This window comes from Verrucomicrobiia bacterium (assembly GCA_036405135.1).
Taxonomy (GTDB): Bacteria; Verrucomicrobiota; Verrucomicrobiia; order Limisphaerales; family JAEYXS01; genus JAEYXS01.
Genome location: DASWYF010000009.1, coordinates 16,940 through 36,090, shown reverse-complemented (window position 1 = coordinate 36,090; position 19,151 = coordinate 16,940). Strand labels below are relative to the sequence as shown.

The window sequence follows — 19,151 nt, the reverse complement described above, 5'->3', positions numbered from 1 at the left end:
CATGAAGATTATTCGCTCCGCCCGCGAACTGGAAACTGGCGGACGAAAAGTGTCTTTGGCCATCGGTTTTTTTGATGGCGTCCATCTCGGACATCAGCAAGTCATCCGGCAAACCATCTCGGATGCGCGCCAGCAGGAAGGGCTCGCGCTTGTCGTCACTTTTGACCGGCATCCGGCAGAGGTCATTGCGCCCGATCGCGTTCCATCGCTTATCTACACGCAACAGCAGCGCATCGACGCGATCAGTTCACTCGGTGCCGATGCATTGTTACTGTTACCATTTGATGAAGCGTTCAGTCGCGTAGATGGAGAGAGCTTTGTGCGTGGCTTGGCAAGTGATCTGGGACGCGTCCACAGTGTTTGTGTAGGAGAGAATTTTGTCTTCGGTCACAAGCGGAGCGGGGATGTGGCTTTGTTGCGGCACTTGGGCAAGGAGCTGCGCTTCACGGCTCATGGGTTGGAAGCGGTGTCCTTGGGCAACGAAGCGGTGAGCAGCACGCGCGTCCGCGAGGTGATTCGAAAAGGGGAACTGGACATGGCGGGACAATTGCTGGGCAGAGATTACTCGCTGGCAGGGGCAGTCATCTCGGGTGATCAGGTGGGGCGCAAACTGGGTTTTCCTACGGCCAATCTGGATGTGCGTGGACGCGTGACCCCGCCGAATGGTGTTTATGCGGCTCATGCAAAAGTGGGCGGCAAGAACTGGCGGGCGGCGGTGAATATCGGGATGCGCCCGACTTTGCGCGAGCCCAAGCCGGTGCTGCATGTGGAGGCGCATCTGCTGGATTTCACAGCCGATATTTACGGACAATCCATCGAACTCAGCTTCGTGGAGAAATTACGGGATGAGCAACGGTTTCCATCCTTGGATGCCCTCAAGGAGCAGATCAGCTCAGATATCCAGCAGGTGCGGGAATTGTTCGCCTCCTGCCGCTAGATCGTTTTTGGCTGCACCCAAAAATTTTTCGAAGGAGAGAAGACTTTTGCTTTCGCAACAGGGCCTAAACGCTCTATATTTCCTGGTAAAAGTCATAGGTATTGAAAGGGCTTGCTTACATAGTGATTTTGCTTGTTGCCGGGCTGATTTTTTCCGGCTGCAAGAAAGAGCGCATCGATTTTGCCGCGCAGGCGCGAGAGGCAGAGGCGAAAGGAAATTTTTCCGGAGCGATCCAGGCTTATGAGCGTGCGATCCGCGAGGCGCCTGGGGATCTTTCTCTCCGGCACGGATTGATAGAACTTCTGTTGAAAGAGTCACGGGACGAGCAGGCCTTGCCGCATCTGATGTTGCTGGTGCGGGCCGTGCCAAATGATGAGGCGCTGCTGGTGCGTACTGTCGGGCTGCTTCTGCAGTTTGGCGGTTGGAAAGAATCCAAGGAGCTGTATGATCTGGCGCCGCAAGCGGTCAAAGACCGGCCGGCAGTGCGTGAAATGCAGGCCGAGCTCCTGATCCGGGAAGCGAAGCTGGAGGAGGCTTTAAAAATTCTGGCGGCATTGGCGGCAGAGGCGCAAACGCCTCCGGAGATCATCCGGTCCGCCCGGCTTCGCCAAGGGCGTGTGCTGCATCAGATGGGGCGTTCAGACTCTGCTTTGAAAGAGTTTGATGCCTTGCTGGAGAGCGATCCAAAAGATCGTGAAGCTGCCTTGCTGCGGGCCAATCTTTTCATGGCGAGTAAAAAGTATGCTGAAGCCAAGGCTGCATATGAGGCCCTCCTGCTTCTGTATCCGGCAGAGCATGAGGCGTGGTTGGGGCTGGCTTCGCTGGCTGTGCAGGAGGGGCGGATGACCGATGCCATCGCCTCTTATGAGCAGGCGCACGCCATCAACCCGAAAGATTCGGATGTACTTTTCTGGCTGGCTGAACTGCATTTCGAGCGGGGTGACAAGGCGGCACTGGCCGATTTGAAGAACAAGGCGCAGGGCAGAAAGTGGGAGAAGGAAATCTTTCAGGGATATTTGCGTGCGCTGGAGCAGATGGGGGCGGGAGAGTACAAGGCGGCTTTGAAGGAACTGGAACGGTTGAAGCCAATGCTGGGCGGTTATCCCGGTCTTTTTGACAAGATAGGGCTTTGTTACCTGAAATTGGGTGATCCGATGCAGGCAGAGATTTCATTTGCCAAGCTGCCGCATGATGAGGCGATGCAGGAGCAGGTTTGGAGCGCCTTGGGGCGCAGCTATTTGTCCATCACCAATTATGCCCGGGCGGTGCGCTGGCTGGAGGTCGCCCGGGGAAAAGACCGCATCGGTCCCTTGACCCAGGCGCAGTTCGGCATGGGGGACTTGAGTTCCGCATATAAGAACGCACAGATATGGTTGAAGGACGAGCCTACCTCAGTTTCAGCGCGTTTGATCGCGGCAGAAGCGGCCCGCAGGCTGGAGATAGACGGGATGGGCAGAAGCCATTTCGAGCAGATCGCGGTGAGCGATCCGGAGAGTGCGGCGGGTGTATATGCGCGGGCGCAATTGCTCGTCAGCAGCAATCGTTTGAACGAGGCGGTGACCTTGTTGAAAACTGGCAACGAACTCATCTCCTCCCAAGCAGGGCCGAATCTGCTGCTGGCGGAGATACATCTGAGGTTACAGGAGGCGGATGAGGCGGAGAGGCATTTGAGGAGGACACTGGAACTGGACCCGAAAAACGCCCGGGCTTACGCGCTCTGGGGTGTGATCAGCCGGGCGAAGGGAGACACCATGGCGGCAGGGAAGCATTTTGCTGATGCGCTGGTCCATGATGCTTCCGACCGGATCGCGTTGATGGGATCGGGGTATTTGAACCAGGAGAAGGAGAATTACGCGCAGGCAGCCGAGTATTTTGAAAGGGCGGCAAACTTGAAGCGCCCGGAGGTGGAGGCAGCGCTTCTGTGGTCGTTGGCAGAGTTCGCACGGGACAATTTCAAAAGGGCGCTGCAGGCGGCGGAGCTGGCTGTGAAACTTTCGCCTACGAATGCGTTCGCCCGTTATCTCGAAGTGCGGGGAAACATGATGAACAGCGAATGGCCGAGAGCTCGCAAGAACGCGACGGAGTTGAGCACGATGCATCCTGGGTATGCTCCGGCTGAACACGCCCGGGCATTGCTGGCGTTGAGTACCAACGGGGTTGCTCCCGCCTTGGCGCATGTGCAGAAAGGGTTGCAGCTACAGTCCACCAACCTGTTGTTGCAGCCGCTGGAGGTTGAGTTGCTGCGTGCCATGGGACAAACCAATCAGGCCCGCGAGCGGTTGGACCGGTTGAAGCACGATTTTCCGGATGAGCCGGACCGCTATCTCGCAGAGGTGAACATGCTGATGGATGACAAGGATTTTGAAGGAGCCCGCAGGCTGTCCCTGGAAGGATTGAAGAAGGCGGCAAGTGAACCCAGGTTGCAACAGCGGGTGCTGGACACATTCGTGCAAACGGGCATGGAGAGGGATGCCGCCCCGGTGATGGAAGAGGTGTTGAAGCTGGATCCTGAGAACGCCGCCTTGCGGTTCATTTGCGGTCGTTTGCGGGAGGTGCGGGGAGACTGGAGCCTGGCGGAGAATCATTACCGGACCGTTCTGGAGAAGGAGCCGCAGAATGTGGCAACATTGAACAACCTGAGTCTGGTGATTGCGCGCGATGAGAAGAAGCTAGATGAAGCGGCCAAACTGGCGCAACGGGCTTATGTGCTGGACAGCCGGAATCCGGCGGTGGCGGATACGTACGCCACATTGTTGCTGGCCCGTGGGGACAGCCGGCAGGCGGTTACATTGCTGGAGGATGCGCGCAAGCGGGCGCCGAACAGCGTGGAGATAAGGTTGCATCTGGTGGAGGCGTTGCTGGCCAAAGGCGCGATGATGGAGGCGCGGTTGGAATTCGACTTGTTGAATAGGGAGTTGCCGGCGGCCAGGAATCACAGCCGCCATGAGGCGGTCTCCGCCAAGCTGGAACTGGCGGCCAGGGAGCAGGGCAAAACTAAGAGATGAATGCATCGGCAGCGCGCTTGCTTGAGAAGTTGCCGTTGCCGTGGCCGGCGGCATTGTTGTGTTTCCTGACGTTGGGATTGTATGTGCCCGCCTTTTACTGGCTCATCTACGATCATTGGTACCGCTTTGAAGGGAGTTTGCTGGGGATTATCCCGTTGGTGTTGGGCGGCTTCTGGTTGCGTCATTTATGGCAGCACTCGCCAACGAGAGCCAACCATGAGCCATTCCCGACGGCGGCGTTACTGCTGTTCACAGCGGGTTTATGGTTGTTGCTCGCAGGTTGGTCTGCTGAGGCTTCTGCGATCATGGGCTGGTCTTGTTCGTTGGTGATTCCCGCGATGGCCTGGTTATATGGGGGAAGGGAGGGCTTAAAGATGGCCTGGTTTCCGGCGTTGTGCATCGCCATGGCGTTTCCGGTTCCCGGGATCATTGAGCATCACCTGGGGTTGCATGCTCGTATATGGTCGGCGTTTCTGGCGCAGGTCATGTTGAGCACAGCGGGAATGGCCCTGGAGCGTGCGGGCACATTTTTGACGACGGATACAGGGATTTCACTGGATGTGGGCAATGCTTGCAGCGGGGTGAAAACAATGCATGTGTTCCTCGTGGCGGCGTTGATGCTGTTGCAACCGCTGCGCCAGCGTCCGTTGCGTTTCTTTGCGTTGTTGCCGGTGTTTTTCATCGTGTCGGTGCTTGCGAACGGTGTGCGGGTGGCAGCACTGGTATTGATCGCTGCCCGGCTGGATCCCAAATGGCTGGAGGGGGCGGCGCATGAGTTGACGGGCTTGTTTTTTTTCATGGTGACGTTTTTTCCCCTGGCGTATGCCGTGAGCCGATGGGGAAACCGGCGGGCAGATGCCCCGGTGCAGGGGCCGGTGCGGAAGAATCATTCATCTGACCATGCGATGATCCTGGTGGTGCATGGCCTGCTGCTGGTTCTGACGATGTTATTTCTGGTCCGGCAATCTTTTCAACGGCATGCCCAGATGGAGATCATTTTGCCAGAACTGCCTTACCTGCTGGCCGACTGGTCTGGCCGTGATGAATTACTCGCGCATCACGAAGTGCTTTTTTACGGGGTGAGCGGACTGCGTAAGCGGCTTTATCTGAGGGGGGAAAGCAGGGTGGAGTATGTGAGCAATACGGCGCTGGTATCCCGTGAGGGTTTGCATGAGCCAACCGGGTGTTTTACCTCATTTGGGTGGCGGTTGCTGGCAAGGGAGGAAATTGAACTGGCAGGAAATGGGAGAAAGGTGCCGGTGGTGATGCTGCAGCTTGACCGGCCAGCAACGGGGATGAAACAGTACGTGATTTTCTGGTTTGCCGATGGCCTGGGAAAGTATTTGGCCGGAGAACGGGAGCTTACGTGGCATGTGCTCAGGCGCAGGTTGCTGCTTAAACCGGAGGAGGTCTGGACGTTGCACACAGCAGCCGTTTCCGTGATTGCGGATGACTGGGCGGGGGCCAGGAAAACTGCGGAAGATTTCGCGCTTGGTTTGGTGGATGAACTGGAGACAGGAGGAAATTTAGAGCGGTTTGATAAATGAACTGGGGTTAGAAGGATGTCTGTGCTTGGGAAGGCAGTTTCTGGGCGGAGTCGCGTTTCAGGCTGAAATACCCCATGATTCCGAAGGCCAGCATCATCATGGCCCATTCATGTGCTTCAGGAATGGGAGTGGCAGTGACCACGCCGCTGGCGTTCATGGCCACGTCTCCACCGGTGTTCAACACTTCGAAGGTCAGCGTGTTGAGGCCGTTCAGAAAATAAGCCTGGTTGGAATTGGTAAAGCTGACGGGAGGCTGGTTCCAGATGTGTCCGGACATCGCCATGATCTCATTGCCGTTCAGCAGCACGCGGATATAATCATCCGCCCAAGTGAGGCCACCGATGGCGAAGCCGGAATGGGTGGCGGTGTTGATGCTGAACTGGTAGGCGAAGGTATATGTGCCATAAACACCGGCCACAGTCGTGCCACGGGTGATGAGTGCGGTTCCTGCGATGGGCAGCGCGCTTGACCAGCCGGAGGCGGGATCAGTGACTGTGGCAGGACGAGGAAAGGTGCCATCAGAATTGCCGCCCGTTAAGGAGGTTATGATCCAGTTGCTGTCCGTGGCGTTGTCCGCGAGGATTGTACCTGTGGTTTCGTTCACGCCCGTCTTAAATGTATCTATGACGATGGCCTGAAGGCAAGTAAGGGGCAAGACTGCCAAAGCGAGTGCGGGAACGGCTGCTCTCATGGAGCAGAGTTATGCAGCAACTGAAGAGGAAAGGTCAACGAGGTATGATTTACAATAATTGCGCCGCCTGTTCACCATATAGGGCATAAACGGCAGTGGATTGCCAGCGGACCTCAAGTGGTTATCTGAGCTTGCTGGCGGTTCCACCATTCTGCGATCTGCTCGCGGCGGAAATAACCGACCATACCGAGGGCGAGGAGCATCATGGCCCATTCGTGGGCTTCGGGGATGGGGGTGGCAGTTACGATACCGCTGACGTTCAAAGCGGTGGGACCACCCCCTGAATTGTAAACTTCGAAGGTAAGAGTGTTTAACCCGTTAACGAAATATGCCTGGGTGGCATTGGTGAAGGAAACAGGGTTGGCGTTCCAGATGGTGCTGGACATGGCCATGATTTCGTTGCCATTCAGCAAGACGCGAACCTGGTCATCGGCCCACGCCAGACCACCGACGGCGAAATTAGTGTAACTCGCAGTATTTGCGGTGAACTGGTATTGGTAAGCATAGGTGCCGTTTTGCCCGTTCCAATCGGTGCCGCGGGTGATGAGGCCTGTGCCTGCCATGGGAATGCTGGAGTGCCAGCCAGGTTCCTTGCCCGTAGCGACTGCTGCTCGAGGAAAACTACCATCGCTTCCCCCGGTCAGAGAGACGATAGTCCAATTGACATCGGCGGCGTTATCCGCGAGTACATTGCCGGTGGATTCATCGATACCGGTCTTGAACGTGTCAATGGTGGCACCCTGAACATCCATCAACGGCAGAATGGCTAGTGCCAGAGTTGTGAGCACAGCTTTCATAGTGATTACTATGACAGCATTATCGGTAAAGGGTCAACCAGCTTTAGTGGTGAAAGGCTGAATGGCTCATTAATACCCTTAACTACTTAGTTTTGCTTATCTTGGTGGCCGATGGTGTCTTCCAATACCCGCGCCAAGTCCTGAATCTTATAGGGTTTGGACAGGACGCCGATGAAGCCGTTTTCCTGATGGTTGGCCATTACAGGATCGTTGGAATAACCGCTGGAGACAATGGCTTTTGCCTTGGGATCGAGTTCTTTGATCAGTTTCACGGCTTCCTTGCCACCCATGCCGCCGGGTATGGTGAGGTCCATGATGGAGACATCAAAGCGTTTGCCGGCAGACATGGCATCGCGGTAGCGGTTTACGGCTTCGTTGCCGGTGGCGGTCGTTTCGGCCTCATATCCCAGGGCTTCAATCATGGATTTCAGGAGGTCACGGATGCGGTCGTCATCATCCATCACCAGCACGCGTCCCTGGCATTTGGTGAGCGGTTTCAGGTCGATGCGGGTCTGACGGAGTGGTTTGTCGGATGCCGGGAGGTAGAGTTTGAAGGTGGTGCCTTCGCCTACGATGGATTGGACGGTCATCAGTCCGTTATGGTTGCGGATGATGGAGTGGGAGGTGGCCAGACCGAGGCCGTTGCCTGAGGCTTTGGTGGTGAAATAAGGGTCGAATATTTTCGGCAAGATATCCATCGGAATGCCAGTACCTTCATCTTGCACGGAGACTTGTACGTATTTGCCGGCGGGCAGGTGAATGCCTGAATTGGCATCCAAGGTGACATTCTGGCCGCTGACGAAAATCTTACCCCCGTTGGGCATGGCTTGCACGGCGTTGATGACGAGATTGTCCATCACCTGGCTGATCTGGCCCTCATCGACTTCCACGGCCCAGAGGTCTGGGGCGAGATCGTATACGCATTGGACTTTGGAACCGTGCAGCACGAAGCCGGTGGTGTCTTTGATGATGTCGGTGATGGAAGCGGTCTGTTTGATGGGGGCGCCTCCTTTGGCGAAGGTGAGGAGTTGCAATGTCAGATCGCGGGCGCGCAGGCTGGCTTTTTCTGCTTCATCCAGACGGTTTTGAGCCGGGTTGCCTTGCGGCGTCTGCATCTTGGCGATGGAGATGTTGCCGATGATGACGGTGAGGATGTTATTGAAATCATGGGCAATGCCACCGGCGAGTATGCCCAGGGATTCCAGTTTGCTGGTGCGGAGAAGTTCCTCGGCAGTGCGGGTTTCATCGGTCACATCACGAAAGACGAGGACGCTGCCGAGCAACCTGCTATCGCCCCCATAGATGGGGCTGCATGAAAAAGAGATGCGGCGTTCGTTGGGAACGTCCACCAGCAGGGCTTGCTGGCTGTGAAATTCCACCTGGCCGTTGGCGCGGATCACTTTGGTCACGGGGCTTTCCAGCATTTCCCCGGATTTGATATGTTGCAGCTTGAGCCAGCGGGAGAGGGGTTGGCCAAGGACATCACGCTGGTGGCAGCCGAGCATGTGTTCGCCCACACGATTGAGCAGCACGATGTTCTCTGCGGTGTCGGTGGCGACGACGCCTTCACCGATGGAACGCATGGTGACGGAGAGGAGTTCTTTCTCTTCTTCCAAGGCGTCGGCAACATGGCGTTGCTCGGTGACATCCATGGCGAGGGTGATGACGCTGATGACTTTGCCTTCGCGATCTGTGACCGGGGTGTTATACCAGTCGCAGACGATCATCCGCCCGTCTTTGGTGCAGTTCTGATTCGTGCTGCGCTGGCCGAAGCTGTTCGCCACCAGCAGTGCCTGCCAAACTTCATTCACATGACGGCGGGCCGACTCGGGCACGATCAGCTCTGAGGCGTGGCGACCGATGGCTTCCTGAGCGGAATAGCCAAAGGTTTTTTCGGCGCCGGGGTTCCAATCGATGGCATGGAAGCCCAAATCCCATTCGATCACAGCCAGCGGAGTCTGTTCGAAATGCAGTTTGAGTTTTTGATCGGAACGGTGGCGGGCGGCTTCGGACTTTTTGCGGTCCGTGATGTCCATCATGGAGCCGATCATGCGGATGACATCGCCTTTTTCGTTACGCAAGATGTAGCCGCGATCGATGACGGTGGCATATTCATTGTCGCCACGGCGGAAGCGGTATTCATCCGCCCAGAATTCACCGCCTTTTTTGAGCGCGGATTCAAGGCCGCGGACGACACGGACGCGGTCTAGGGGATGGATCTTGTCCTCCCACCATTCGACGGAAGGTATGATTTTATCGGGACCGTAGGCAAAGCTCAGGGACATCGCTTCATTCCAGGTGATGTGATTGGCGATGGTGTCCCAGTCGTAGATGATGTCATTGGTGGCTTTGTTGACGAGGCGGAAGCGTTCATCGCCGGTGGCAAGGTTGTTGGAAAGGGTTTCGGCCATGGCGCGGGCCCGGACCTGGCTCCAAGTGATGCCAAACAGGGCGGCACTGATGAGCAGACCGCCGATGAGGCTGAGCTGGGGCAGGAAGTTTTCCGAGGTTTGGAAAAAATCGGGCTGGGTTTCCACACGCATTGTCCATTTGTGTCCGGCGAAGGCGAATTCGCGGTCTTCCGAGAATTTAGCCTGGGCTTCGGCGAGGGCATCGCGTGAGGTGTAGAGCGGCTGGTTGGAACCGGATTCGCTGAAGGTGAAGTAGAGGTGGTTGCGCTGGGCATTTTCCAGCAGGACCATGAAGAGACGTTCCAATTCCATTATGCCGACCATGAAGCCGTCGAGGCGGTCAGAGCCAGTAATGCGGGAGCGGTCGTAAACTGGCAGGACGAGCAGGATGCCGGTGGTGGATGCGGATTGGCCCCGGAGAGAGAGGGAGAGGGCGCCGGTGGCCTCGGGCCGGTTTGTTTTCAGCGATGCGGACATGGCGTCCTGCACCCCGGGCAGGAGGGCCAAGTCCAGGGGTTTATCTTTGACCGGATAGATTTGATCAGGGGAAATCAGAATGACGGGGTAATTTGTGCCGGAAGCACTTTCGGCCAATGTGTAGGCGGTCAGGCCTTGCGTACGCCAAACTCTTTCGAAGGATTCTTTTTCCGCGGAACGAACCAGTTTGGCAAAACCGATGGCACTGAAGGCGGGGAAGCGCAGGTTGAGCTCCAGGCTGGCGATGTAGCGATCCCATTCGGAGGGTTCCACGATTTCACTGGCTTCAAAGAAACCGCGTGTTTCGCGCAAGGCAGGGAAATGCATCCGGGCTTTTTGTTCCATTTCGCGATGATTTTCCCGGACCAGAGCCCTGAAACGGGCGACGTCGTGTTCATGGACGGTGTCTTTTACTTCAGTCCACACGATGAGCGCGGGTGCCAGCGAGATGACCAGAACAAGATAAGCGGCCCAGAATTGTCTGAGGTGATTCCCTAAGATGAACTTCCTGGCAGGCAACATAGCAGCCCAAATGCGGGGCTAGAATAGGTCAATTAATCCGCATGGCAAATGGATTCACGATTGCAATCGTCTTTAAGACCGTTTTTTCTGAACGCGTTCTCCGCAGGATTTGTCTTTGTGTGAGAGATTTGTTGAAAAATTGCATGAGCACAGGAATTAGCGCGATCAACGCCGCGGTGCAGGAAGCCTCGGCTTTTGTGCCCGGATTGTTAGGTGAGATCAACCGGGTGGTGGTAGGCCAGAAGTATCTGGTGGAGCGACTGGTCATCGGTCTTTTGGCGAATGGGCACGTTTTGCTGGAAGGCGTGCCGGGCCTGGCCAAAACGCTATCGGTAAAGACCTTGGCGAACTCGCTGGATGTGCGGTTCTCCCGCCTGCAGTTCACGCCGGACATGCTGCCCGCGGATGTGATCGGCACGCAGATATTCAATCCCCAGTCAGGTGCGTTCACGACACGCAAGGGCCCGGTCTTTGCAAATATTGTCCTGGCGGATGAAATCAACCGCGCGCCCGCGAAAGTGCAAAGTGCCTTGCTGGAGGCGATGCAGGAACGGCAGGTGACGATCGGCGACAAGACATATGCGCTGGAAGAGCCGTTTCTCGTACTGGCCACGCAGAATCCGATCGAGCAAGAGGGAACGTATCCGCTGCCGGAAGCGCAGGTGGACCGCTTCATGTTGAAGCTGAAGATCGGTTATCCTTCGCGTGATGAGGAGCGACAGATCCTTGATCTGATGGCGCGCACATCGGGATTGCCAAGCGCACAAGCGGTGGTGAATCCAAAACAGATTCTCGGTGCGCGGCAGGTGATCAATGACATCTACATCGATGACAAGGTGAAGGATTACATCGTGGACCTGGTCTGTGCGACGCGTGATCCGCGTAACTACAAGATCAACCTGGACGGCATGATCCAGCTCGGCGCTTCACCGCGTGCGACGATCGCGCTGACCTTGGCGGCGAAGGCACATGCGTTCTTGAAAGGGCGGGGTTATGTCACGCCGCAAGATGTGAAGACCATCGCGATGGATGTATTACGGCATCGCGTGACGGTGACGTATGAGGCGGAAGCGGAGGACAAGACGAGCGAGACGATCGTGCAGAAGCTGCTGGATGAGCTGCCGGTGCCGTGATTCAAAAACGCGAGGTATGAAGTGAGAAGTGCGATACTTGCATCGACCTTCACATTTTCTTATTCCTCGGCCCTGATATGATTCCCCGCGAGATATTGAAGAAAGTGCGGCAGATCGAGTTGCGCACCAGCAGACTGGTGAGTGAGTCGCTCTCCGGGCACTATCACAGTGTCTTCAAGGGGCAGGGGATGAACTTCGATGAGGTGCGCGAGTATCAGCCGGGCGATGAGGTGCGCTCCATCGACTGGAATGTGACGGCGCGGATGAATCATCCCTTCGTGAAGAAATTCGTGGAGGAGCGTGAGCTGACTGTGATTTTGCTGGTGGATGTCAGTGCGTCTGGTTGGTTTGGCTCGGGTGCACAATCGAAACGTGAGCTGGCGGCGGAGATCGCATCCGTGCTGGCGTTCTCGGCGATTCGCAATCAGGACAAGGTGGGAGTGCTGCTCTACAGTGATGTGGTGGAGAAATATATTCCTCCGCGCAAGGGACGCCGCCATGTGTTGCGCGTGATCCGTGAAGTGCTTTGCTTCGAGCCGCAATCGCATGGGACGGATTTGCGCAATGCGATCGACTTCTTGAACCGTGTCATCAGCCGTCATGCCATCGTGGTGATGGTGTCGGATTTTCTGGAGCAGAACCGGACGCGCATCAGCAAACCGCGGGCGGAGAAGAAACTTTCAGCGGTCGCCACGGCGGCGATACGGCAGGCAAATCGCAGACATGATGTGGTGGCGGTGCAGATCACAGACAAGCATGAGCTGGAATTGCCGAAGGTGGGCAGACTGACTTTGCGTGATGCGGAGTCGGGTGAGGTGCTGGAGGTGAACACAAATGACGAGGGCTTTCGCAGCCGTTATCGCGAACGGCAGGAGAGCGAGCTTTCGGAATTGAGCCGGTATTTCCGTTCGCTGGGTGTGGATACCATACGCTTGCGCACGGATGAGGCGTATGGGGCGGCCTTGGCCAGCTTTTTTGAAACCCGCGAGAAACGGCGTCGTCACGGATGATTAAGAACACTGGAGCAGTCATTGTCCCGCATCCGGGCAGCGCTACAAATGATGTAGCGGGCGCGGATATCCGTGACATCCGTGCGCTGGTGGATGTGCCGCTGGGGTGGGAGTGGTTGACGTGGGCGGTGGTGGCATTGATTGGAGGAGTTATCCTTTGGCGTATCTATGTCCTTTGGCAGAACCGTCCACCGGAGAAGCCCAAGAAACCGGCCCTTTCGCCAGAACAGAAAGCGTATCAGCAACTGGATGGGGCTTTACGTCTCTTGATCGAGCCGAAGGTGTTTTGCTCGGTGGTTTCAGATGCGGTACGGGTATATCTGGAGGATCGATTCCATTTCCGTGCACCGGAACGGACCACGGAAGAGTTTCTGCTGGAGCTGCAGAAAAGTCCACGACTGAACGGGGAGCAAAAGAAGACATTGGCGACATTTTTGGGGCGTTGCGACTTGGTGAAGTTCGCAGGATTTCAACCGGCGGAAACGGAGCTGAAGGAGTTGTATTCGATAGCGCACCGGTTGGTGGATGAATCGAAGCCGATGGTTGAGGCTGCCGTCCTCACCAGAGAAACGGCAGAGGAAGAAGAGAAACGGGCGAAAGCGGTGGCGCAGAACTTATTGTTGCACAGAAGACTGGTCAAAAGCATCACGCAGACCGTTGTGGTCTTTGTTTTCGGTCTGCTGATGTTTGCGTGGAGTGAAGCGGACTTTGGTTCTTCATCAGCGGAGGGAAAATGGAGCACGCTTAAGTACATGGCGGAGGCGGTGTGGTCCAAGCCGGTGGCGGTGGCCGTGATGATCCTCAGTATCACCTATTTGGTGGAAGCTGTTTCGTGCAAGGCGGGAAAGGTGGAGCTGTGAAGTTTGCGCATCCATGGTTTCTCCTGTTGCTGCTGGTGTTGCCATTCGTCGCTTGGTGGCGGATGAAGCGGTCCGGGCGGGCAGCGTTCGTCTTTTCATCGCTGGGGGTATTGGGTGAAGTGCATGCAGCGCGGCGGGATTGGGGCAGGATTGTGCTGGGCGCGTTGCGGTGGTTGAGTTTGATCGTGCTCATCGTGGCGCTGGCACGGCCGCAGTTCATGGAGGGAGAGTCGCGCATCTCGGCGAGCGGGGTGGACATCGTGGTGGCGTTCGATCTTTCACAAAGCATGGCGGCGGAGGATGAGGGGTTTCTCTACCAGGGTGAACAGGTGAACCGTTTGTTCATCTCGCGGCAGGTGTTGCAGGAGTTCATCCAGAAACGCACTAATGACCGGATCGGGCTGGTGGCTTTTTCGGGGCAGCCTTATATCGCTGCGCCGTTGTCTCTGGATCACGACTTTCTATTGATGACACTGGAGCGGCTTTCGTTGGAAACCATCAAAGAAGGTGGAACGGCGATCGGTTCGGCCATTACCACGTCGCTCAACCGGTTGCGGGATTTGCAGTCCAAGAGCAAGATAGTGATCGTGATCACGGACGGACAGAGCAATGCGGGAAAGATCTCGCCATTGACGGCGGCAGAGGCAGCCAAGACGATGGGTGTGAAAGTGTATACGATCGGTATCGGTACGCGGGGCAGAGCCCGTGAACCGTATACGGATGTTTTCGGGCGGAAAGGTTACCGGCCGGTGCAGGTGGACATCGATGAGGAGACTTTGACGAAGATCGCGGACATGACCGGCGGCAAATACTTCCGCGGAGACAGACCGGAAACTTTGCGCAAGATCTACGATGAGATCGACCGGCTCGAGAAGACGGAGATCGAGGTGAAGCAGTATCAGCATGTGACGGAACTTTTTCCGTGGTTCTTGTGGCCCGGACTGGCGCTGGTCTTGCTGGAAGTGTTGCTGGGGCACACGATCTGGCGGAGATTGCCTTAAAGAGAATGGACGGAACGGAAAACATACAGTTTCAGACACCGGTGCTGATATGGGTGGCGCTGGGAGCAGTGCCGTGCCTGATCGTGTTCTTCATGAGGGTGTGGCGGCGGAAGCAGGCGGCCATGGCACTGTTTGTACCGTCACGGCTTTTCGATACTTTGCTGAGCGGCTATTCGGCGCGGAGGGAGAAGGTGCGGTATGTCTTGCTGGGCACTGCGGTGTTCTTCGGGTTGCTGACGTTGTCTCAGCCGCGCTGGGGCTTTACTTGGGAAGAGGTGCGGCAGCGCGGACTGGATGTGGTGGTGGCGGTGGATACGAGCCGCAGCATGCTGGCACCGGATGTGCCGCCCACGCGCATCGAGCGGGCGCGGCTGGCATGCATCGACCTGATGCGGGTGGCGAAGACGGACCGGCTGGGGCTGGTGGCTTTTGCGGGGAGTGCGTTCCTGCAGTGTCCGTTGACGTTTGATGATGAGGCGTTCCGGATGAGTCTGGCGGCGGTCGATACGGGGGTGATCCCTCAGGGCGGCAGTTCCATGGCGGAAGCAGTGCGGACGGCGATGGATGCGTTCAAGAAGGATGAGGACAATCACAAGGTGCTCATCCTGATGACCGATGGTGAAGATCATGAGGAGGGGGCGATCGAGGCGGCGAAGGAAGCTGCGAAAGCGGGTTTCAAGATTTATACGATCGGGGTGGGCACGCCGAATGGAGAGCTGTTGAGCTATCGCGATGAACGGGGACGGCAGGAATATGTAAGGGATGAGGAGGGGAACATCGTGCGCTCGAAGTTGAATGAGAATCTGCTGCGCGAAATCGCCACGGCGGGCAATGGCTTTTACCTGCCGCTGACGGGGGCGAAGACGATGGAGACTTTATATGAGCAGGGTTTGGCGGCGTTGCCGAAATCGGAGTCCAGCTCCAGGTTTGTGCAGCGTTTTCAGGAGCGGTATCAGTGGCCGTTGGGGATCGTCATCGTGTTGTTGATCGCGGAGTGGCTGTTGCAGGGAGTGGCGGTGAAGAATGAAGCTGCCGGAGCGGTTCTAGTAAAAAGCAGCAAGTCAGGGCCGCGAGTGGCGGTCCTGGCGGCTTTGATGTTTTGCCTGATGACGCCTGTGGTTTCAGCATCACCGGCAGGAGCAAAGAGGTCATTTGAAGCAGGGGAATACAAGGCGGCGCTGGAGGAGTATCAACGGTTGCTGAAGGAGAGGCCGAACGATGCGAGGTTGCATTATAATGCGGGCAATGCGGCGTATCGGGCGGATGATCTGGACACGGCGGTAAACCGGTTCAATGAGGCTTTGCGGACGCCGGATCTGAATCTGCAACGGGATGCTTACTACAATCGCGGCAACGTGCGCTACCGGCAGGGTGAGAAGAGCGGGGGAGCGGAGGACAAACAGCAGATGTGGGAATCGGCGATCAACGATTATGAGCGGGCGTTGAAATTGAACCCGGAGGATGCGGATGCAAAGTTCAACCGTGATCTGGTAAGGCGGAAGCTGGAGGAATTGAAGAAACAGCAGGAGCAACAGAAAGAGCAAAACCCTGATGACAAGAATCAGGACCAGAAGGAGAACCGGGACGAGAAGCAAAAGCAGGATCAAAAACAGAAACAGGACAACAAGCAGGAGAACCAGCAAAACAAAGACGAGCAGAAGAAGCAGGATAAACAGAGCCAGAAGAACGAAGAAGAGAAACAGCAGGGCGGCGAGAAACAGGATCAGGCCAAGAATGAGGACAAGCAGAATACCGGGGATGAGTCCAAAAAGCAGGATAAACAGCAGGCCGATCAGGATCAGAAGAAACAGGGGGATGACAAGAAGGATGGCAAACAGCCGGAACCGGACGAGAACGGCCAGCCCAGGATGGCGCAAGGCAATGGAGAAATGACGAAGGAGCAGGCGATGCAGTTGCTGGACGACTTGAAGAGCCAGGAACGGGCGTTGATATTCCAGCCACCGCCGAAGGATGGCAAGGCAAAGCCCAAGATTTTCAAGGATTGGTGATGCATCGAGTTTTTATACAACGATCTGTGAAGGTTGGCCTGCTGACGGCGATTCTAATTATGCCGTGGTTGCTGATGGCGCAGGTGCAGGTGTCGCTGGACCGGTCGAGCATAGCGATGGGGGAGACGGCGACGTTGACGGTTTCCATCGATGGGACGGATCTGAATTCTTATCCGGAGATTCCGCCAGTGGACGGACTGGGATTTGCACAGACGACGGCCAGCCAGAGCATGAATATCATCAATGGTGTGAGGTCTGTGAAGATCAACATCGGTTACACGGTGAGAGCGAGCCGGGAAGGTGATTTCCTGATCGGGCCGGTGAAGGTGAAATCGGGGGGCAAGGTGCATCAATCACAGCCGGTGAAGTTCAAAGTGACGGCGGCACGGAAGCCGACGGCGGAAGAGATGAACAAGGCGGCGTTCATGCAATTGAATGTTCCCAAGCCGGAGGTGTTTGCGGGCGAGGTTTTTCCTCTCGAGGTCCGGCTTTATTTCCAGACGGCGCGGGGGGAGATCCCGCAGGTCAAAGCGGATGGGTTCTCTTTGAGTTCACCGCCGCAGCATACGCAGGGGCGGGTACGTCTTCCCAATGGAACATATCAGCAGCATGTCTTCCGTTATGTGGCAAAGGCGTTGAAAACGGGGGATGTCCCATTGGGACCGGCGGAATCGGATCTGGAGATACAGATCCCGGTGCAAGAGCCTGATCCGGTATTTGGGCGGTTGATACAGAGTTATCGTTCCCAGCCGGTGAAGGTGAAGAGCGAAGTGATGAACCTGAAGGTGTGGCCGCTGCCGGAGGAGGGAAAACCTGCGAGTTTCAACGGAGCAATCGGCCAGTTCAGTTTTCGCGCGGTGGCGACGAAGAATGATGTGGCGGTGGGCGACCCGATCATTTTGCAGGCGGAGATCACGGGCACGGGTGCGTGGGATGCGGTGCAGTTGCCGAAGATGGATGATTGGCGTGATTTCAAAATTTATCCACCGAACAGCGAATTCAAGGCGCAGGATGATCTGGGCATCCAAGGGGTGAAACGATTTGAGATCGTGGTGGTGCCTGAGAATGCGGATGTGAAGGAGATACCGGCGATCTCGTTCGCATATTTTGACACGGAGGTGAAGAAGTATCAGACGGTGGTGGTGCCTGCGGTGCCGTTGAAGGTGCGGGCGAGCAGTGGAGCGCCAGTGCAGCCGACGGTGGCTTCTGGCAATATGATTGCGAAAACGGAAGAGCAGGCGGTGGTGAAGGACATCCTGCATATCAAACCGCACTTCGGGACGTTGGCGAATGTTTCAAATCCGGTGGTGGTGAAGCCGGTCTTTTGGGTGATGAGTCTGTTGCCGCTGCTGGCTTGGGCGTGGCTGGTGTTCTGGAGGAGACAAACGGAACGGGCGGGACGTGATCCACGGGCTCTCCGGGCGAAGGCGGTGGCGCAGGGTGAGGCGGCGGGACTGGCGCAGCTGGGTGAATTGGCATCGGCGGGGAAGAGCAAAGAGTTTTTTGATCTGCTGACGAAGCTGTTGCAGGAGCGATTGGGTGAGCGGCTGGATATGCCTGCCTCGGCGATAACGGAGTCAGTGGTGGATGAGCGGTTGGGCAAAGTGGATGCGGGTTTGCGCAGCGAGTTGCATGAGTTGTTCCAGGCGTGCAATCAGGCGCGGTATGCTCCGGTATCGGATGTGGCGAAGCTGGATGCGCTGGTGGAGAAGGGGCGGAGGGTTTTTGGGGAGTTGAGGGAGGTGAAAGCGTGAAAACATCGAACATCGAATGGGGGAAGAGAGAAACTTCCAACGTTCAACGCTCAACGTTCAACGTCCAGAGGGAGGGAGCGAGGACGAGCACGATTTGGTGGCTGCTATTGCTCGGCTGCTTGTTGGGGGCGCCGTTTACGGGTTTGGCGGGAGAGGCTGAGGGGAAATTTGATGCGGCGAATAAGTTTTATGAGCAGGGGAAATACGCGGAGGCGATCGCGGCGTATCGGGAGATGGTGAAGGCGGGGGAGGCTTCGGCGGCGGTTTATTTCAATCTGGGGAATGCGTATTACAAGGCGGGGCGTGTGGGTGAGGCGGTGGCGAGTTATCGGCTGGCACAGCGGATCACGCCGCGTGATGCGGACTTGAAGGCGAATCTGCGGTTTGTGCAGGAGTCGGCGGGGGTGAGATCGGGCAGGCCGGTGTCGATCTGGCAGGCGTGGTGTCAGCAGACGAGTTTGCGGGAGTGGGCTTGGATCACGGGCGGAGCGGTGTGGGTGTTGGCGATATTGGGAATCATACGGATGATGAAACCGGCTTGGCGGACGGGGTTGAAGCCGGCGTTTGTGATCGCGTTATTCACTGTCGTGCTAGGGGGGGTGGCGGGGGCGACGGCTTGGCAGGGAACGTATGGGCAGAAGGCGGCGGTGGTGAAGGTGAAGGAGGCGGTGGTGCGCTTCGGACCGTTGGAGGATTCGCAGAGCGCGTTCACATTGCCGGATGGGGCGGAGGTGGTCGTCACGGATCAGAAGGACGCGTGGTGGCAGGTGCGGGATGGTCAGGGGCGGACGGGTTGGGTGAAGGGGGAGGCGGTGGTGAGGTTGGAGGAGTTATAACATTTTCACTCAGGGAAGTTCTTTAGCCACTGATGGAACAGGATATGTACGGATGAAGAATGACCAATGACGAAGCTCGAATGACGAAGGAATGAGCAATGACCAATGTGGAGGGGTAATCCTTTTCAGAATCAGACTGTGTTTATTGACGAAAACGTTGG

The 19,151-nt window shown here is 56.7% G+C and carries 13 protein-coding genes; 10 read left to right on the top strand and 3 right to left on the bottom strand.

The features are described 5' to 3' along the window. Position 1 precedes the first annotated feature (1 nt). From VGH19_03480 to VGH19_03470, 3 genes are all read left to right on the top strand, one after another. Positions 2-937 (top strand): bifunctional riboflavin kinase/FAD synthetase, encoded by a 936-nt coding sequence (locus tag VGH19_03480; GenBank protein ID HEY1170410.1) that lies wholly within the window; start codon positions 2-4, stop codon positions 935-937. Positions 938-1,059: 122 nt separating this feature from the next. Next, positions 1,060-3,942 (top strand): tetratricopeptide repeat protein, encoded by a 2,883-nt coding sequence (locus VGH19_03475; protein HEY1170409.1) that lies wholly within the window; start codon positions 1,060-1,062, stop codon positions 3,940-3,942. After that, positions 3,939-5,489: an exosortase/archaeosortase family protein gene (locus tag VGH19_03470; GenBank protein ID HEY1170408.1), complete on the top strand. Its 1,551-nt coding sequence runs from the start codon at positions 3,939-3,941 to the stop codon at positions 5,487-5,489. Before VGH19_03475 ends, VGH19_03470 begins: the two co-directional genes overlap by 4 nt. Before the next feature lie 7 nt (positions 5,490-5,496). Here VGH19_03470 and VGH19_03465 read toward each other — a convergent pair whose 3' ends face one another. The 3 genes from VGH19_03465 to VGH19_03455 all read right to left on the bottom strand — a co-directional run bounded on the left by VGH19_03465 (position 5,497) and on the right by VGH19_03455 (position 10,210). Beyond that, complete coding sequence (locus tag VGH19_03465; protein HEY1170407.1) at positions 5,497-6,180, bottom strand: hypothetical protein; 684 nt, start codon at positions 6,178-6,180, stop codon at positions 5,497-5,499. A 113-nt stretch (positions 6,181-6,293) separates the two neighbouring features. After that, on the bottom strand, positions 6,294-6,977 hold the full coding sequence (locus tag VGH19_03460; GenBank protein HEY1170406.1) for a hypothetical protein: 684 nt from the start codon (positions 6,975-6,977) through the stop codon (positions 6,294-6,296). 86 nt (positions 6,978-7,063) lie between these two features. Beyond that, positions 7,064-10,210 carry a PAS domain S-box protein gene (locus VGH19_03455; protein ID HEY1170405.1) on the bottom strand — a complete coding sequence of 1,049 codons (3,147 nt, stop codon included), beginning with the start codon at positions 10,208-10,210 and terminating at the stop codon, positions 7,064-7,066. A gap of 320 nt (positions 10,211-10,530) precedes the next feature. On the opposite strand from VGH19_03455, the gene VGH19_03450 reads away from it, so the two are divergent. The 7 genes from VGH19_03450 to VGH19_03420 all read left to right on the top strand — a co-directional run bounded on the left by VGH19_03450 (position 10,531) and on the right by VGH19_03420 (position 18,990). Next, positions 10,531-11,520: a MoxR family ATPase gene (locus tag VGH19_03450; GenBank protein ID HEY1170404.1), complete on the top strand. Its 990-nt coding sequence runs from the start codon at positions 10,531-10,533 to the stop codon at positions 11,518-11,520. A gap of 77 nt (positions 11,521-11,597) precedes the next feature. Then, complete coding sequence (locus VGH19_03445; GenBank protein ID HEY1170403.1) at positions 11,598-12,530, top strand: DUF58 domain-containing protein; 933 nt, start codon at positions 11,598-11,600, stop codon at positions 12,528-12,530. After that, positions 12,527-13,390, top strand: a complete 864-nt coding sequence (locus VGH19_03440) for a hypothetical protein (GenBank protein HEY1170402.1) — start codon at positions 12,527-12,529, stop codon at positions 13,388-13,390. The genes VGH19_03445 and VGH19_03440 overlap by 4 nt, the downstream gene beginning before the upstream one ends. Beyond that, complete coding sequence (locus VGH19_03435) at positions 13,387-14,391, top strand: VWA domain-containing protein (GenBank protein ID HEY1170401.1); 1,005 nt, start codon at positions 13,387-13,389, stop codon at positions 14,389-14,391. The genes VGH19_03440 and VGH19_03435 overlap by 4 nt, the downstream gene beginning before the upstream one ends. A gap of 5 nt (positions 14,392-14,396) precedes the next feature. Beyond that, positions 14,397-16,400 carry a VWA domain-containing protein gene (locus VGH19_03430; GenBank protein HEY1170400.1) on the top strand — a complete coding sequence of 668 codons (2,004 nt, stop codon included), beginning with the start codon at positions 14,397-14,399 and terminating at the stop codon, positions 16,398-16,400. Positions 16,401-16,426: 26 nt separating this feature from the next. After that, positions 16,427-18,154 (top strand): BatD family protein, encoded by a 1,728-nt coding sequence (locus tag VGH19_03425; protein ID HEY1170399.1) that lies wholly within the window; start codon positions 16,427-16,429, stop codon positions 18,152-18,154. Continuing rightward, on the top strand, positions 18,151-18,990 hold the full coding sequence (locus tag VGH19_03420) for a tetratricopeptide repeat protein (GenBank protein HEY1170398.1): 840 nt from the start codon (positions 18,151-18,153) through the stop codon (positions 18,988-18,990). Before VGH19_03425 ends, VGH19_03420 begins: the two co-directional genes overlap by 4 nt. The last annotated feature ends 161 nt before the right edge of the window (positions 18,991-19,151 follow it).

Bases quoted from the DNA above. Each gene is read 5' to 3' on its own strand.
- VGH19_03480 (HEY1170410.1), top strand. From the start codon at position 2: ATGAAGATTATTCGCTCCGCCCGCGAACTGGAAACTGGCGGACGAAAA.
- VGH19_03470 (HEY1170408.1), top strand. From the start codon at position 3,939: ATGAATGCATCGGCAGCGCGCTTGCTTGAGAAGTTGCCGTTGCCGTGG.
- VGH19_03465 (HEY1170407.1), bottom strand. From the start codon at position 6,180: ATGAGAGCAGCCGTTCCCGCACTCGCTTTGGCAGTCTTGCCCCTTACT.
- VGH19_03460 (HEY1170406.1), bottom strand. From the start codon at position 6,977: ATGAAAGCTGTGCTCACAACTCTGGCACTAGCCATTCTGCCGTTGATG.
- VGH19_03455 (HEY1170405.1), bottom strand. From the start codon at position 10,210: ATGGAACAAAAAGCCCGGATGCATTTCCCTGCCTTGCGCGAAACACGC.
- VGH19_03450 (HEY1170404.1), top strand. From the start codon at position 10,531: ATGAGCACAGGAATTAGCGCGATCAACGCCGCGGTGCAGGAAGCCTCG.
- VGH19_03445 (HEY1170403.1), top strand. From the start codon at position 11,598: ATGATTCCCCGCGAGATATTGAAGAAAGTGCGGCAGATCGAGTTGCGC.
- VGH19_03440 (HEY1170402.1), top strand. From the start codon at position 12,527: ATGATTAAGAACACTGGAGCAGTCATTGTCCCGCATCCGGGCAGCGCT.
- VGH19_03430 (HEY1170400.1), top strand. From the start codon at position 14,397: ATGGACGGAACGGAAAACATACAGTTTCAGACACCGGTGCTGATATGG.